This is a genomic window from Bacillus sp. FSL M8-0071 (genome assembly GCF_037975455.1).
GTDB classification, from domain to species: domain Bacteria; phylum Bacillota; class Bacilli; order Bacillales; family Bacillaceae; genus Bacillus; species Bacillus subtilis.
Genome location: NZ_CP150256.1, coordinates 172,501 through 187,952 on the forward strand (window position 1 = coordinate 172,501; position 15,452 = coordinate 187,952).

Sequence of the window (15,452 nt, forward strand, 5' to 3'; positions counted from 1 at the left end):
GGTAACCTTTTAGGAGCCAGCCGCCGAAGGTGGGACAGATGATTGGGGTGAAGTCGTAACAAGGTAGCCGTATCGGAAGGTGCGGCTGGATCACCTCCTTTCTAAGGATATTATACGGAATATAAGACCTTGGGTCTTATAAACAGAACGTTCCCTGTCTTGTTTAGTTTTGAAGGATCATTCCTTCGAAACGTGTTCTTTGAAAACTAGATAACAGTAGACATCACATTCAATTAAATTAGTAACACAAGATATCACATAGTGATTCTTTTTAACGGTTAAGTTAGAAAGGGCGCACGGTGGATGCCTTGGCACTAGGAGCCGATGAAGGACGGGACGAACACCGATATGCTTCGGGGAGCTGTAAGCAAGCTTTGATCCGGAGATTTCCGAATGGGGAAACCCACCACTCGTAATGGAGTGGTATCCATATCTGAATTCATAGGATATGAGAAGGCAGACCCGGGGAACTGAAACATCTAAGTACCCGGAGGAAGAGAAAGCAAATGCGATTCCCTGAGTAGCGGCGAGCGAAACGGGATTAGCCCAAACCAAGAGGCTTGCCTCTTGGGGTTGTAGGACACTCTGTACGGAGTTACAAAGGAACGAGGTAGATGAAGAGGTCTGGAAAGGCCCGCCATAGGAGGTAACAGCCCTGTAGTCAAAACTTCGTTCTCTCCTGAGTGGATCCTGAGTACGGCGGAACACGTGAAATTCCGTCGGAATCCGGGAGGACCATCTCCCAAGGCTAAATACTCCCTAGTGACCGATAGTGAACCAGTACCGTGAGGGAAAGGTGAAAAGCACCCCGGAAGGGGAGTGAAAGAGATCCTGAAACCGTGTGCCTACAAGTAGTCAGAGCCCGTTAACGGGTGATGGCGTGCCTTTTGTAGAATGAACCGGCGAGTTACGATCTCGTGCAAGGTTAAGCAGAAGATGCGGAGCCGCAGCGAAAGCGAGTCTGAATAGGGCGCATGAGTACGTGGTCGTAGACCCGAAACCAGGTGATCTACCCATGTCCAGGGTGAAGTTCAGGTAACACTGAATGGAGGCCCGAACCCACGCACGTTGAAAAGTGCGGGGATGAGGTGTGGGTAGGGGTGAAATGCCAATCGAACCTGGAGATAGCTGGTTCTCTCCGAAATAGCTTTAGGGCTAGCCTCAAGGTAAGAGTCTTGGAGGTAGAGCACTGATTGGACTAGGGGCCCCTACCGGGTTACCGAATTCAGTCAAACTCCGAATGCCAATGACTTATCCTTGGGAGTCAGACTGCGAGTGATAAGATCCGTAGTCGAAAGGGAAACAGCCCAGACCGCCAGCTAAGGTCCCAAAGTATACGTTAAGTGGAAAAGGATGTGGAGTTGCTTAGACAACCAGGATGTTGGCTTAGAAGCAGCCACCATTTAAAGAGTGCGTAATAGCTCACTGGTCGAGTGACTCTGCGCCGAAAATGTACCGGGGCTAAACGTATCACCGAAGCTGCGGACTGTTCTTCGAACAGTGGTAGGAGAGCGTTCTAAGGGCTGTGAAGCCAGACCGGAAGGACTGGTGGAGCGCTTAGAAGTGAGAATGCCGGTATGAGTAGCGAAAGAGGGGTGAGAATCCCCTCCACCGAATGCCTAAGGTTTCCTGAGGAAGGCTCGTCCGCTCAGGGTTAGTCGGGACCTAAGCCGAGGCCGAAAGGCGTAGGCGATGGACAACAGGTTGATATTCCTGTACCACCTCCTCACCATTTGAGCAATGGGGGGACGCAGGAGGATAGGGTAAGCGCGGTATTGGATATCCGCGTCCAAGCAGTTAGGCTGGGAAATAGGCAAATCCGTTTCCCATAAGGCTGAGCTGTGATGGCGAGCGAAATATAGTAGCGAAGTTCCTGATTCCACACTGCCAAGAAAAGCCTCTAGCGAGGTGAGAGGTGCCCGTACCGCAAACCGACACAGGTAGGCGAGGAGAGAATCCTAAGGTGATCGAGAGAACTCTCGTTAAGGAACTCGGCAAAATGACCCCGTAACTTCGGGAGAAGGGGTGCTCTGTTAGGGTGCAAGCCCGAGAGAGCCGCAGTGAATAGGCCCAGGCGACTGTTTAGCAAAAACACAGGTCTCTGCGAAGCCGTAAGGCGAAGTATAGGGGCTGACGCCTGCCCGGTGCTGGAAGGTTAAGAGGAGCGCTTAGCGTAAGCGAAGGTGCGAATTGAAGCCCCAGTAAACGGCGGCCGTAACTATAACGGTCCTAAGGTAGCGAAATTCCTTGTCGGGTAAGTTCCGACCCGCACGAAAGGCGCAACGATCTGGGCACTGTCTCAACGAGAGACTCGGTGAAATTATAGTACCTGTGAAGATGCAGGTTACCCGCGACAGGACGGAAAGACCCCGTGGAGCTTTACTGCAGCCTGATATTGAATGTTGGTACAGCTTGTACAGGATAGGTAGGAGCCTTGGAAACCGGAGCGCCAGCTTCGGTGGAGGCATCGGTGGGATACTACCCTGGCTGTATTGACCTTCTAACCCGCCGCCCTTATCGGGCGGGGAGACAGTGTCAGGTGGGCAGTTTGACTGGGGCGGTCGCCTCCTAAAAGGTAACGGAGGCGCCCAAAGGTTCCCTCAGAATGGTTGGAAATCATTCGCAGAGTGTAAAGGCACAAGGGAGCTTGACTGCGAGACCTACAAGTCGAGCAGGGACGAAAGTCGGGCTTAGTGATCCGGTGGTTCCGCATGGAAGGGCCATCGCTCAACGGATAAAAGCTACCCCGGGGATAACAGGCTTATCTCCCCCAAGAGTCCACATCGACGGGGAGGTTTGGCACCTCGATGTCGGCTCATCGCATCCTGGGGCTGTAGTCGGTCCCAAGGGTTGGGCTGTTCGCCCATTAAAGCGGTACGCGAGCTGGGTTCAGAACGTCGTGAGACAGTTCGGTCCCTATCCGTCGCGGGCGCAGGAAATTTGAGAGGAGCTGTCCTTAGTACGAGAGGACCGGGATGGACGCACCGCTGGTGTACCAGTTGTTCTGCCAAGGGCATCGCTGGGTAGCTATGTGCGGACGGGATAAGTGCTGAAAGCATCTAAGCATGAAGCCCCCCTCAAGATGAGATTTCCCATTCCGCAAGGAAGTAAGATCCCTGAAAGATGATCAGGTTGATAGGTCTGAGGTGGAAGTGTGGCGACACATGGAGCTGACAGATACTAATCGATCGAGGACTTAACCATATTTTTGAATGATGTCACACCTGTTATCTAGTTTTGAGAGAACACTCTCAATTTGTTTGGTGGCGATAGCGAAGAGGTCACACCCGTTCCCATACCGAACACGGAAGTTAAGCTCTTCAGCGCCGATGGTAGTCGGGGGTTTCCCCCTGTGAGAGTAGGACGCCGCCAAGCAAGCTTAAACCCAGCTCATTGAGCTGGGTTTTTTGTTTTATATCTGTGCCGATTTGCTTTCGTCAGTATCCATTTTATCAAGCTTCTGCTTTTTAAATTTTTCTAATACTTTTGAATTCCAATACAATCCCTAGCATGATCAACATGAGAGTCATAAATAATCAAAATGCAGTTTGTACGGGAGACTCATCCAGACTCCATCCGACTGCGATTGGCAGGATAGAGCCGCCAATCCATTGGCAGCGAACAGCATGCTTGTCGTTTGTTCTGTTTTTCCATGATAAAATTGATTGGTGACAATAAAATAATGGCGAACATGCCGGCCATAAATAAGTCCTAAGAAAAAACTAAGAATAATCCCTGCAAAAGCTGTTTTATTGATTGCCAAAATACAGAGTTAAATGAGGCCGCTCATATTTATCAGCCTGAGATAATGATGATAGGTTATTTTTTCGGAAACCGGCTCGGGTTGCCAAATGAGAGAAAAGATATTACTGTCATTAAAACGATTCTTGGTTTCATCCGGATATGATAAAATGTCTCAGACTATATTTGAGCCATTTTTTTCTTCAGCAATCATCTTGCGTAATTGATAAAAATTTATTATGATACTCTTTGTATGACAACTCCTTGCCTCAATACAATATACTCAACGTTTCCCCGTTTTCTCCGGTCGTTTTTCTTTTCATTTTCTCCCGTAAAATAAAAAAAGCTCCCAATACAATAGATATGGTGCGGATTTATTTTTTACTAAAAAGGAGTCGTTATATTTGAATAATAGTTTTACATTAAAACAGCAATGGTTCGGGAATATCCGAAAAGACATTCTTGCTGGCATTTTAGTTGCGTTAGCGTTAATACCTGAAGCGATTGGCTTTTCTATTATAGCCGGTGTGGATCCGATGGTCGGTCTTTATGCGTCATTTTGCATAGCCATTATTATTTCTATTTTTGGCGGCAGACCTGGCATGATTTCAGCTGCGACAGGCTCAATGGCAGTTGTTATGGTGTCGCTGGTTGCTGATCATGGGCTTCAGTATTTATTTGCAGCTACGATTTTGACTGGCATTATTCAAGTGATTTTAGGTATCAGTAAAATTGCAAGATTAATGAAATTCATCCCGCGTTCTGTGATGATCGGGTTTGTGAATGCGCTGGCGATCCTTATCTTCTCTGCGCAGCTTCCCCAGTTTGAAGGTGCTTCTTGGAGCATGTATGCGATGCTTGCCGGGTCGTTGGTTATTATTTATGTGCTGCCAAGGTTTACGACTGCTGTTCCGTCTCCGCTTGTGGCGATTATTGTGATGACAATTATTGCGGTCACTTTCCATGTGGATGTGCGGACGGTTGGTGATATGGGCAATATTTCTAGTTCATTGCCTCATTTCTTAATCCCTGATGTTCCGTTTACCTTTGAAACACTGCAAATTATTTTTCCTTATTCAATTGCTTTAGCGTTTGTCGGGTTGCTTGAATCTTTGCTGACAGCACAGATTATTGATGAAATGACGGATACGGATAGTGATAAAAATAAAGAGAGCCGCGGACAGGGAATTGCGAATATCGTGACTGGATTCTTTGGCGGAATGGCAGGCTGCGCTATGATCGGACAATCTGTCATTAATACAAAAGCGGGCGGTCGCGGACGTTTGTCAGCATTTGTTGCCGGTGCTTTTCTGATGTTTTTAATTGCGGTGTTAAGTCATGTCGTGGTGAAAATCCCAATGGCGGCGTTAGTGGCTGTAATGGTTACGGTGTCTGTCGGCACTTTTGATTGGTCTTCTTTAAAAGGTCTCAAAAAAGCGCCGCTCACGGACTCGATTGTCACGGTTGTGACTGTGGTTACGGTTGTTGTGACGGATGACTTATCTAAGGGTGTATTTGTCGGTGTTCTTTTAAGTGCCGTGTTCTTTGTAGCAAAAATCTCGAAGCTGAAAATCGTTTCTCATGCAGAGGATCAAAAGCTTAGAACGTATCAAGTGAAGGGGCAAATCTTTTTTGCGTCAGTGACTGATCTTACGAATGCGTTTATATATCAAGAGGATATTGAGCGGGTTGTGATTGACTTAACTGAAGCTCACGTATGGGACGATTCTGGTGCGGCCGCACTTGATAAGATTGTTGCGAAGTTTAAGGAACAAGGCATTGAAGCTGAGTTAAAAGGTTTGAATAAAGCGAGTAAATCTCTAATGAAACAGATGGCATAAAATAGAGAAGCCCAGATGAATGAGATCTGGGCTTTTTTATATAACATACACTTAAGCAGCATTGATATAATAGAGAGAAGAGAAATTTTAAATAGGGGACTTGCATATGATGCTTCAGAAGCTGAACCGTGTATTGGGGAGAGTGATGCCGCTGTTAACGCCGACTAGTGTGGTGCTGGGCGTGCTGCTGTCTCAGTTTTTAAATGGGTATGAATGGGCTGTGCCTTGGATCTTTGCTTTTATTACGTTTGCAGGCAGTTTGAGCGCGAACTTTCAATCTTTGAGACATGCATTGTCTCATCCTCTCCCTATGATTCTTGCACTATTCGTTCTTCATATTTTCATGCCGCTTTTTGCTTGGGGCAGCGGCCATCTTATATTTAAAGGTGATCCTTTGACGATTACCGGTTTAACATTGGCTGTTGTGATTCCTACGGGGATTACAAGCTTGATTTGGGCAGCGATGTACAAAGGGAATGTCGGTTTGACACTTTCGATTATTTTAGTTGATACTGTGCTGTCACCGCTAATCGTACCGCTGAGTCTTTCATTGCTGGCCGGCGCTCAGGTTCATATGGATGTGTGGGGAATGATGAAAGGTCTGATTGTAATGGTCGTGATTCCTTCTTTTCTGGGCATGCTGTTTAATCAGATGTCATCTCCAGAAAGAACTGCGTCTGTGAGCAGTGCGCTGTCGCCTTTTTCAAAGCTTTGCTTGATGGCAGTGATTGCGATTAACAGTTCAGCGATTGCTCCTTATTTCAAATCCATTGATTTGAGATTTGCAGGAATAGCTGTAACGGTATTCTTTATCGCGTTAACAGGTTATGCCGCTGCTTGGCTGATCGGAAAAATGATGAAAAGGCGGCAAGAGGAAATAGTCTCTCTTATATTTACGGGAGGCATGAGGAATATTAGTGCCGGCGCAGTTCTTGCCGTTACGTTCTTCCCGTCTCAGGTTGCCGTTCCTGTTGTGATCGGCATGCTGTTTCAGCAGATATTGGCTGCTTTGTTTGGCTATATGCTGAATCGTTTTGAATTAAAACCAATGTTGCAGAAGGCATAAAAAAACCGCTCATAGGGTTGAGCGGTTTTTTCCGTATAGCCATTCGAGCGCGTTGATGAACTGTTTGCAGAAATACTTGCGGTGGTGCACCGCTCCTTTTTCAATTGAAAGACACAACTGGTCTTCAGTGAAGCCTTTTTCTTTTAGACTTTGATGAACTTGCTTTGTTTTTTTCAGCATATGTCGCTGAATGGATTGTTTTTCACGGCCTTCTTCACTCCCGATAGACATGAAAACACGTGCAGTGCCGGGCTTTAAAGAAGATATATGAATGGTTTCCGCTGCGTTCTCGTACCAGTATGAACCTGATATAGAGCCTATTTTCCCGAACATTGACGGATATTTTAATATGGCGAACATTGAGATGAGGCCGCCTAATGAGGCACCGATCATTCCTCTTGACTGCGGTTCCCTGGTGACGTTCCAGTTTTCTTCGATTAGCGGAATGAACTGGTTCGTTATATCAGACAGATAGTGATATCCCATTCCGCCGAAGTCCGTGAACCGATCACTGAGTGATGCAGCCGGCCATGGGGTGTATTCATCAAGCCGGTTTTCGGGTTCGATACCGATCAGCACGAGTTCAGGGAGCCTTTGCTGTTGAAATGCGCTTTCTAATAATTCGATTTGGTTTTGGAACAAAGAACTGCCATCCTGCACGTAAACAGCAGGAAATCCCCCGCTGTCTGTGCTGTAGGAAGGAGGGAGGTACAGCGTGAACCTCCTGTTGCCGGCTTTGTGTTCTGAAAGAGATCCTTTCAAGCATTCTCCCCCTTTTTTTGCTTGAAAAGCAGATATAAGAAATAAGGAACTCCGAGGATCGCCAAAATGATGCCTGCGGGCACTTCTGCGGGCTGAAAAAACAGTTTTCCGGCAAAGTCTGCGCTTATCACAAGAAGCATCCCGATTAAACCGCTCAGTGGCAGGATATAGCGATGTTCGACGCCAGCCAGTCTCCGTGAGATATGGGGAGCAATTAAGCCGACAAACGCCATGCTTCCCGCTACGGAGACACAGGCGCTGATGATTGCTACACAGGCAACGAGCAGGATGGTTTTTTCTTTATTTGATGAAATGCCGAGGCTTCTGACTGTGTCTTCATCAAAACGAATGGTGTCGAGCAGGCGGGATTTGCCGATAAGAATCGGTATAAACAGCAGCATCCATGGGAGAACGGCTGTGATATACGTCCAGTTGGCAGACCAGATGCTTCCGTTTTTCCACACCATGGCCATTTGATAGTCTTGCGGGTCCATTTTTAAAGATAAAAACAAAGACAGGGCGCTGAATCCTGAATTGATCGCAATCCCTACCAAAATAATTCTTCCTGAATCTAAATTGCCTCTGTGCCATGCAAATATGTAAATCAGGATCGCCGCGATGAGCCCGCCTATCAATCCAAAGAGCGGCATTCCCATCGCTGCAGCTATGGATGTCACTTCCTTCTGGCCTTGGAATAAGAGCATAAACGCTACAATGCCAGCTCCCGCCCCTGCGTTGATTCCGAGAATTCCAGGGTCAGCAAGCCCGTTTCTCGTGATGGCCTGGATAACAGCGCCTGCAATGCCAAGACCGAGTCCAATAATAGCAGCCATGACAACCCGCGGCAGTCTTAAATCGAACAACAAAATTTCATACTGCGGATTCGGGTCGATTTGAAAAAGAGTGGAGAGCAGCTCAGCAGGACGAACAGAAAATGATCCGCTCGTTAAGCTGAAATAGCTGACAACAAGAATCAAAGCGATGAACAATGCATATTTTTTAGCCATTTTGCTCCCCTCCTTTTCGTTTAATTAAATAAAGGAAGAAAGGTACGCCGATAATGGATGTTACGACCTCAATCGGTGTTTCAAACGGATAGTTGATAAATCTGCTTGCGAGATCACACAAGGTTAAAAAGATTCCGCCCAAAATACAGGAACACGGAATCAGCCTGCTGTAATCAGAGCCGACGAGAAATCTCGTGATATGCGGAACAACCAACCCGACAAACGCAATTTTCCCGGCCAGCGCTACGGCACTGCCGGTTAAAATGATGACGGAAAGCATCGCCATGATTTTAATGGTTTTTTTCTTTTGCCCCAGGCTTTTAGAAATGTCGTCCCCTAATGATACAGCGGTTACCTTTTTGCTGAGAGAAATGGCCATTATAATGCCAATCAGGAAAAACGGAGCGGCAAGCTTCAGGAAATCTGGACTCATTTGATGAAGTCTGGCACTGTACCAGAAACTGAGATCCTGAGAAATTTGAAAATAAATCGACATGGCCGCTGATAAGCTACTGAGCAGCATGCTTGTGACTGTGCCGATGATGGCGAGCTGCACGGGGGTAAATCCGTTTGGCATCATGGCGGCAAGGCCGAATACTAACACCCCTCCTAACGCTGAGCCGATAAAAGAGTATATCATCATTTCAATCGAAGATGATTGCGGGAGCAGAACCATGCAAAGCGTAATGATAAACGCTGAACCATCTGAAACACCCATAATGGATGGCGAAGCTAAATAATTGCGCGTAATGCCCTGCATAAGCGCTCCAGAAACAGCAAGGGCTGCCCCTATGAGCAGAGCGCCGGCAGCCCTTGGAATCCGGGAATGCCATATAATTTGATGGTCTGTGTTTCCCGGATCGAAATGAATAAGAGATGTAAAAACAATATCTGTGCTAAGATGCTTTGCCCCATAAAGGATTGAAAGTAAAAGTGACAGCGCTATAGCAAATGGAGAAGTAATCAATATGATACGTGTCCACTGTTTTGAATACATACAAAAACCTACTCTGAATTAGTTTTGTGTCAATTTTTCAGCAGCCGCTTTCAGGAAACGGACTTTGCTCCAAGCTGTGCCGCCTTGTGCGAGAGGGTCCACTGAGTTGACATACACATGGTCTTCTTTGACTGCTTTAAGGCTTTTCCAGATTGGATTTTTCTCTAAATCTTTTAAGGCATCAGGTTTGTCTGCATTTTCATCATCAGAAAATTGGACGAAAATATGGTCCGGGTTCATTTCACTTAATTTTTCTAATGAAATCAGCTCTTGCGCTTTTGCAGCTTTTACTTCGTTCGGCGCCTTAAGGCCTAAATCACCGTATAGTGTGGAGTTGAAATACACCTGTTCAGGGTAAATGTAAATGTTGCCTTGTCTGATTCTGATGACAAGCGCTTTTGAATCTTTCGCTTTATCGTTGATTTTTGTTTTTGTTTCTTTTAGATCCTGTTCATAGTCTGCAATAATTTTCTTTGCTTTTTTCTCTTTTCCGGTCAGCTGGGCAAGCAGCATCATGTTTTCCTTCCAGTTTGAAGAGATATGAGAAACTGGGATCGTCGTGCCTGCTGTGCTGATTTTTTGCAGCGTTTTTTCCGGAAACTTTGTTGAAGCAAGGATAACATCTGGCTTCATTTCAAGAATCTTTTCAATATTTGGCTCCATTTTTTCTCCGGTTGGTTTGGCTTTATCAGTGATGTCTTTGAACATATCAGGGAATTTGCCGGAGAATGAAATTGCGCCTTGCGGATGAACGTCAAGCAATTTCGCGTCTTCCATTGATTCAACGCTTCCCGTAATGGCGATTTTGTCTGTCGGTACAGTTACTTCATATGTTTTATCAAGATATTCAATTTTCTTCTTCTCAGATGCTGTGCCGCTTGCCTTGCTGGCAGTTGATTCATTTTTGCTGCCGCAAGCTGCCGCCGTCAGCGTGAGAAGTAAGATTAATAAGGTAAGAGATATCTTTTTCATCTATAGAGCCTCCTGTTCAATTGATAACTATTATCAATTGGAATTATAGAGAATGAACAGATATAACACCATGGACAAATTCCTGATTTATCATGGACAATCTCCGGATAGTAAAGAAACAGTTTGCTGAACGATGCGTTCGTGCCCGCAAGCTGAGTATTCATTCCACGGGTCAAGGGATAGAAGATAAACACGGTTATCTCGTACCGCGCTTAGGTTTTGCCATGCTTCTGTCTGCTGTAATTGCTGGTAGTAAGCTATGGTCTCCGGCTCTTTAAAAAGAAAAAGCATCATACAGTCAGCTTGGTAATTTGCGATATTTTCTAACGAAATCGCTTGTTCTGAAGGTGTGTCAGCCGTTGTTGCCGAGCTGAATCCTAAATCCCCAAAGAAAACTTCGCGGACACTTCGGTTATGAGCCAGATAGAAGTTTTGCTTATGCAGCCTCAAAAAGAGAAAACGCAGCCCTTGAACGTGCTGAAGTGTTTTTTTGGCGGCCGTTGTCTGCTGGTCATAATCCGCTAGCCACTTTTCTGCTTCGGACTCCTCCTTTAAAAATGAGGCAGTTTGCAGAAAGTGGGTTCTCCAGCTTTCTTCTGAAGGAAGGTACATGACTTCTGCGATGCGATTCAGGCGATCTTGTTCTTCTGGAGAAATAGAATCCATGCTGACAATCACATCTGGTTCTGCCTGTGATAACGTGTACAGGTTTTCTTCCCACTTTTCATTAAACCGGTATGCACTGAGCTGGACGGGTATATCTGTCGAATAATGCTGATAGTAGTAAGACGTCCATTTCGGATGCAGAGCGGCCGCAAAAGGTATGTGGTGAAGAGGGATGAGATGGCCCATTGTGCCCCTTCCGTATGCGGCGATTTTCTTTCGGCGTTTTTTCATATAGCTTGTAGGTGAACAGCCTGTATATTTTTTAAAGATTCTGCTGAAATAAAATTCATCTTGATAACCGGTTTGGTGTGCGATTTCTTTCAATTTGCAGTTTGATTTTGCCATGAGCCGTTTTGCCTTTGTGATTCGTGTTTTCGTAATAAATTCTGTTACGCTCTGTCCTGTCCATTTTTTAAAGCTTTCACTGTAGTGTTTGGCACTGATTCCTGCCATTTGCGACAGCTGGGCAAGCGTGATTTTTGTATCGGCATGGGTTTCGATATAGTGTTTTGTTTTTTCGATTGCTGAATGTGTATCCGTTTGATCAGATAAACTGGCAGTAAAAAGATCATAAATCAGGCTTTGTACTTCAATCACACATTTTAGCTGAGAAAGCTGAGACGATTCATTCCATAGTGCGGCAAGCTCTTGAAGCCGGACTGCAAGATTTTCGATATGTGAAACATTCATAAGCTTCAGTTTGGCTAATTCCGATTCTGTGCACGGTGTGAAAATATCTTGCCCGGTTTCCTTGATATAGCTTAGAAGCCTGATTATACAGGCATCTATATGTCCATCGGCTGCTGGCGTAAAGCCAAAGGTCTCGTTAGGCGGACAAACATAAAGTGTCTTTTTTTGCAGAGGATTGGTGTTTGTTCCGATTGAAATATAGCCGTTTCCTTTTAAATGAAAAATCAGCACGAATGAATCGGCTAATTGCTGTTCTGAGAAGAGATCACTTGTCTTTTTTAGATATTCAATTTGTACTGGTTGATAAATCACTGCATTTTGCACGAGTAGACCACCTTTTCAGAAGCTTTCAATTGATAATCATTTTCAATAAAAATTGTACCAAATAAATGAAAGTTTTCCTATATAAAGCGGGTGGGTTTTTAGCATGAAAAAAACCCTTACTTATGTGTAAAAGTAAGGGTCTTTCGTTCAATAAGAATATGTTACACGTGTAACATACGATGCTTATGTTCTAATAAATGAGATACTTTTTTCTTGTTTTGCTGAATTGTTGGAGTGTTTTTTCATAGCTGTTTATGATGTTCTCAACCGAAGTTCCATTTTCAATTTTTGTCCTGATCCAGCCGTTGCCTGCCAGTTTATCGAATGAACCTGTTGACAGGAACTCAAAATCCTCAGGATAGAGATCGTGTATGGTTTTAATGACTGAAAGACCCGTTTTAACGGCTTCAAACTTATCTCTGTCTGTCACATAGAGCTGCACACCGTGGCAAAGCGTTCCTTGATGTTTAGAAAACGTCGGTGTGAAGGATGCTGCCCTAAATGTAACGCCCGGCAAATGGAGGCTGTTTAATGTTTCTTCAAGTTCTGTGCTTTTGATAAAGGGAGCTCCGATCAATTCGAATGGCTTTGTTGTCCCTCGCCCTTCGGATATATTTGTTCCTTCAATCAGCCCGGTTGCAGGATAAACAAATGTGCTTTCCACCGTCGGCATGTTAGGCGAAGGGAGGACGAAAGGCAATCGGGTATCGTCAAAATCCATTTTTCGTTTCCAGTGTTTCATTTTTACCACTGTAAGATCGGCATCAATACTAAATTCTTTGTTGAACAGTGAAGCCAATTCGCCTATCGTCATCCCATGCTTCAATGGAATGGGATACAATCCGACAAATGAGGCGTATTCAGGTTCTAAGATTGGTCCTTCAATATGATTCCCGCCTTGAGGATTCGGACGGTCCAGCACCATAAATGGAATGCCGTTTTCTTTAGCGGCTTCCATTGCGTATGCCATTGTATAAATGTACGTGTAGAAACGGGTCCCGACATCCTGAATGTCAAACATTAGAATATCGACATTTTTAAGCATTTCTGGAGTCGGTTTTTTCGTTTTTCCGTAGAGGCTGTATACGGGAACCCCGGTTTTTTCGTCAATGTAAGAGCCTACTTCGTCTCCAGCCTGGGCGTCACCGCGGACGCCGTGTTCAGGGCCGAATAAAGCTGTTAGTTTGATATCCGGGTTCTCGTAAAGGATATCGACACTGCTTTTTAGAGATGCGTTTACTCCGGTTGGATTGGTGATCAGTCCGATACGTTTTCCCTTGAGCTGTTTTTTATAGTCTGGCAAGAGCGTGTCTATCCCAGTCTGGACTTTAGGTTTTTTAGCTGTTTGATTCTTTGAATCGGGTGAAGCAGAGGCAGCGGTTATCGTTCCGAACATCATGAGCCCTGTCAGAAAAGCGAATATTGTTTTTCTCATGTGTCCCTCCTTATTAAAGCGGTCTTCCCGTTTTGATATTTAATCCGTAGCCAAATGGGTAAAGGGTGTTCCCTGGTTTCGTGACTGATGGGATGTTAACTGGAAGTGTGCCTTTAGGTTTTGCCTGGCCGAAAATCGCCATCACTCCGGCCGGAATATTAGGTTGAAGATAACGGCCATTTGCGTATCCTTTAAAGCCATAGACTGCAATCAGTGCCTTTGCTTCTTCGAAATTGGCGGCATCATATGGGTTGCGCAGGCTCATTAAGACAAATGGTTTGTTGTGCTGCAGTGCGGCTTTCATGACAGCTCTCGGAAACACGGTGGCCCATTTGCTTGAATCTGATATTGTGTCGTCGATGACACCGTCGTTGACGACAGGGTCATTTTTGACGACATAGGAGCCGGTTATGATATAATCAGCCTTTTTTACTTGTTTTGCATGCTCGGCCTTAAATACTTGGTTGGCAAAGTTCATTTTGCTGAGGGATACGGGTTTGATTTTCTTTCGCTTGATGAGATCGTGAATGGTTTGTTCGATTGAAGCAGTTTGTTCTTCGTAAGGTGCCACAATTAAGATTCGGCTGCCTTTTTTAGGCTTGAACGGCAAAGTGTGCTGTTCATTTTTTAATACAGTTACTGCTTTTTCAGCTATTTTTTTCTCTGTTTTCAGGTGCTGCTGGCTTCCTACGATTTTTTTGGCTTTGGCTATTTTTTCTTTTGTACTGTCGCTGTTTCGTGCTGGATACATGCCGCGTTTTATTTTCAGGGAAATGATTCTTTCAACTGATTTGTTGATTTGTTGTTCAGGAATATCCCCGTTTTTCACGGCTTCTTTCAAAGCTTGAATGACACGTGCGAATTTCTGTTCTTCTTTCATTGAAGTGACTGAGGCTGGCATTAATGCAATATCGACACCAGCTTTTACGGCCATGACCACAGCCTCTTCCTGTCCGAAATGATCTGCGATTGCCTTCATATTGAGCGCATCGGTAACGATGACTCCATTAAAGCCCATTTCCTGACGAAGAAGACCTGTCATCACTTTTTTTGAAAGTGTAGCTGGAACCAGAATGTCCAATCCATCGAGTTTGCTTTTGTAAGTGGTGTCATCAAAGGCGGGAAACTGAACATGGGCTGTCATCACCATATCAGCACCAGCATCAATTGCTTTTTGAAAAGGATAAAGTTCGACCTCACGAAGCCGTTCTTGGCCATGGGAAACGAGCGGCAGTCCATAATGGCTGTCAACGTCCGTGTCTCCATGTCCCGGGAAATGTTTGAGGGCAGACGCGATATCCTGCCGCTGCAACCCTTTCATCGTGTATAAACCGAGACGTGATGTCAGTTCTCGATTGGAGCTGAATGACCGTACGCCGATTACAGGATTATCGGGATTATTGTTAATGTCCACGACAGGGCTGAAATCTGTATTGATGCCTAAGGCAGAGAGCTCTTTCCCGATGATGCTGCCGGTCTGATACGCATTGATTCTGCTTCTGGCTGCGCCCAGCGCCATATTCCCTGGGAAATTAGTGCCCTCCCCTAACCTCGTTACAATGCCGCCTTCCTGATCAATACTCAGCATGAGCGGGATTTTTGGACTTGCCTTTTGGTAATCGTCTGTCAGTTGGACAGTTTGTTTTGTTGTTTTTACATTTTCTGCAAAAAGGATGATGCCTCCGAATTGATATTTCTTGACGAGGCTGGCGACTTCATCATTCATTTCTGTAAGGGCTTGCGGAGAGGACTCGCCTTCCTTTTGCCAATTTCTAAAATCAGGCATCAGCATCTGGCCGAGTTTTTCATCTAACGACATACGATTGACAATCTGATTGGCATCGATTGCACGTTTGGATGCAGAGTCTTCTGTCTGTCTGGCCCCGAAAAAGCATGAAAGAAAGAGAACGGCTGAAAGGATAAGCGGAAAGACAGGTCTCATAGAAACTTC

9 protein-coding genes and 3 rRNA genes (1 of these 12 running past the window's edge) are annotated in these 15,452 nt (G+C 45.3%); 5 read left to right on the forward strand and 7 right to left on the reverse strand.

Features of this window, described 5'->3' with window-relative positions; all coding sequences use genetic code 11:
• The 5 genes from MKX71_RS01000 to MKX71_RS01020 form a co-directional block, all read left to right on the forward strand.
• Positions 1-101 (forward strand): 16S ribosomal RNA (locus MKX71_RS01000) (it extends 1,449 nt beyond the left edge of the window).
• A 175-nt stretch (positions 102-276) separates the two neighbouring features.
• Positions 277-3,204 (forward strand): 23S ribosomal RNA (locus MKX71_RS01005).
• Positions 3,205-3,259: 55 nt separating this feature from the next.
• Positions 3,260-3,375, forward strand: a 5S ribosomal RNA gene (gene rrf, locus MKX71_RS01010).
• The 16S, 23S and 5S rRNA genes sit together here, the layout of an rRNA operon.
• Before the next feature lie 770 nt (positions 3,376-4,145).
• Positions 4,146-5,582, forward strand: a complete 1,437-nt coding sequence (locus tag MKX71_RS01015; protein ID WP_339231628.1) for a SulP family inorganic anion transporter — start codon at positions 4,146-4,148, stop codon at positions 5,580-5,582.
• Between the two features lie 145 nt (positions 5,583-5,727).
• Positions 5,728-6,648, forward strand: coding sequence for a bile acid:sodium symporter family protein (locus tag MKX71_RS01020; RefSeq protein WP_072557088.1), 921 nt, complete (start codon positions 5,728-5,730; stop codon positions 6,646-6,648).
• Between the two features lie 9 nt (positions 6,649-6,657).
• On the opposite strand, the gene MKX71_RS01025 is transcribed toward MKX71_RS01020, so the two are convergent.
• From MKX71_RS01025 to nagZ, 7 genes are all read right to left on the reverse strand, one after another.
• Positions 6,658-7,410 carry an alpha/beta hydrolase gene (locus MKX71_RS01025; protein ID WP_017694920.1) on the reverse strand — a complete coding sequence of 251 codons (753 nt, stop codon included), beginning with the start codon at positions 7,408-7,410 and terminating at the stop codon, positions 6,658-6,660.
• Positions 7,407-8,417, reverse strand: coding sequence for an iron ABC transporter permease FeuC (feuC, locus tag MKX71_RS01030; RefSeq protein WP_003234980.1), 1,011 nt, complete (start codon positions 8,415-8,417; stop codon positions 7,407-7,409). Before feuC ends, MKX71_RS01025 begins: the two co-directional genes overlap by 4 nt.
• A complete protein-coding gene (locus MKX71_RS01035) occupies positions 8,410-9,414 on the reverse strand; it encodes an iron ABC transporter permease (protein WP_339231629.1) in 1,005 nt (334 codons plus the stop codon). Before MKX71_RS01035 ends, feuC begins: the two co-directional genes overlap by 8 nt.
• Positions 9,415-9,432: 18 nt before the next feature.
• Entirely contained in the window at positions 9,433-10,386 is a 954-nt protein-coding gene (feuA, locus tag MKX71_RS01040; protein WP_273796434.1) for an iron ABC transporter substrate-binding protein FeuA, read from the reverse strand.
• A 90-nt stretch (positions 10,387-10,476) separates the two neighbouring features.
• On the reverse strand, positions 10,477-12,066 hold the full coding sequence (gene btr, locus MKX71_RS01045) for a bacillibactin transport transcriptional regulator Btr (protein WP_003234977.1): 1,590 nt from the start codon (positions 12,064-12,066) through the stop codon (positions 10,477-10,479).
• 190 nt (positions 12,067-12,256) lie between these two features.
• Positions 12,257-13,501: an exo-beta-N-acetylmuramidase NamZ domain-containing protein gene (locus MKX71_RS01050; protein WP_064911734.1), complete on the reverse strand. Its 1,245-nt coding sequence runs from the start codon at positions 13,499-13,501 to the stop codon at positions 12,257-12,259.
• Between the two features lie 13 nt (positions 13,502-13,514).
• The gene (gene nagZ / locus MKX71_RS01055) at positions 13,515-15,443 is read right to left on the reverse strand and encodes a beta-N-acetylhexosaminidase (protein ID WP_339231631.1); all 1,929 of its coding nucleotides are present in this window, start codon (positions 15,441-15,443) and stop codon (positions 13,515-13,517) included.
• Positions 15,444-15,452: the final 9 nt, after the last annotated feature.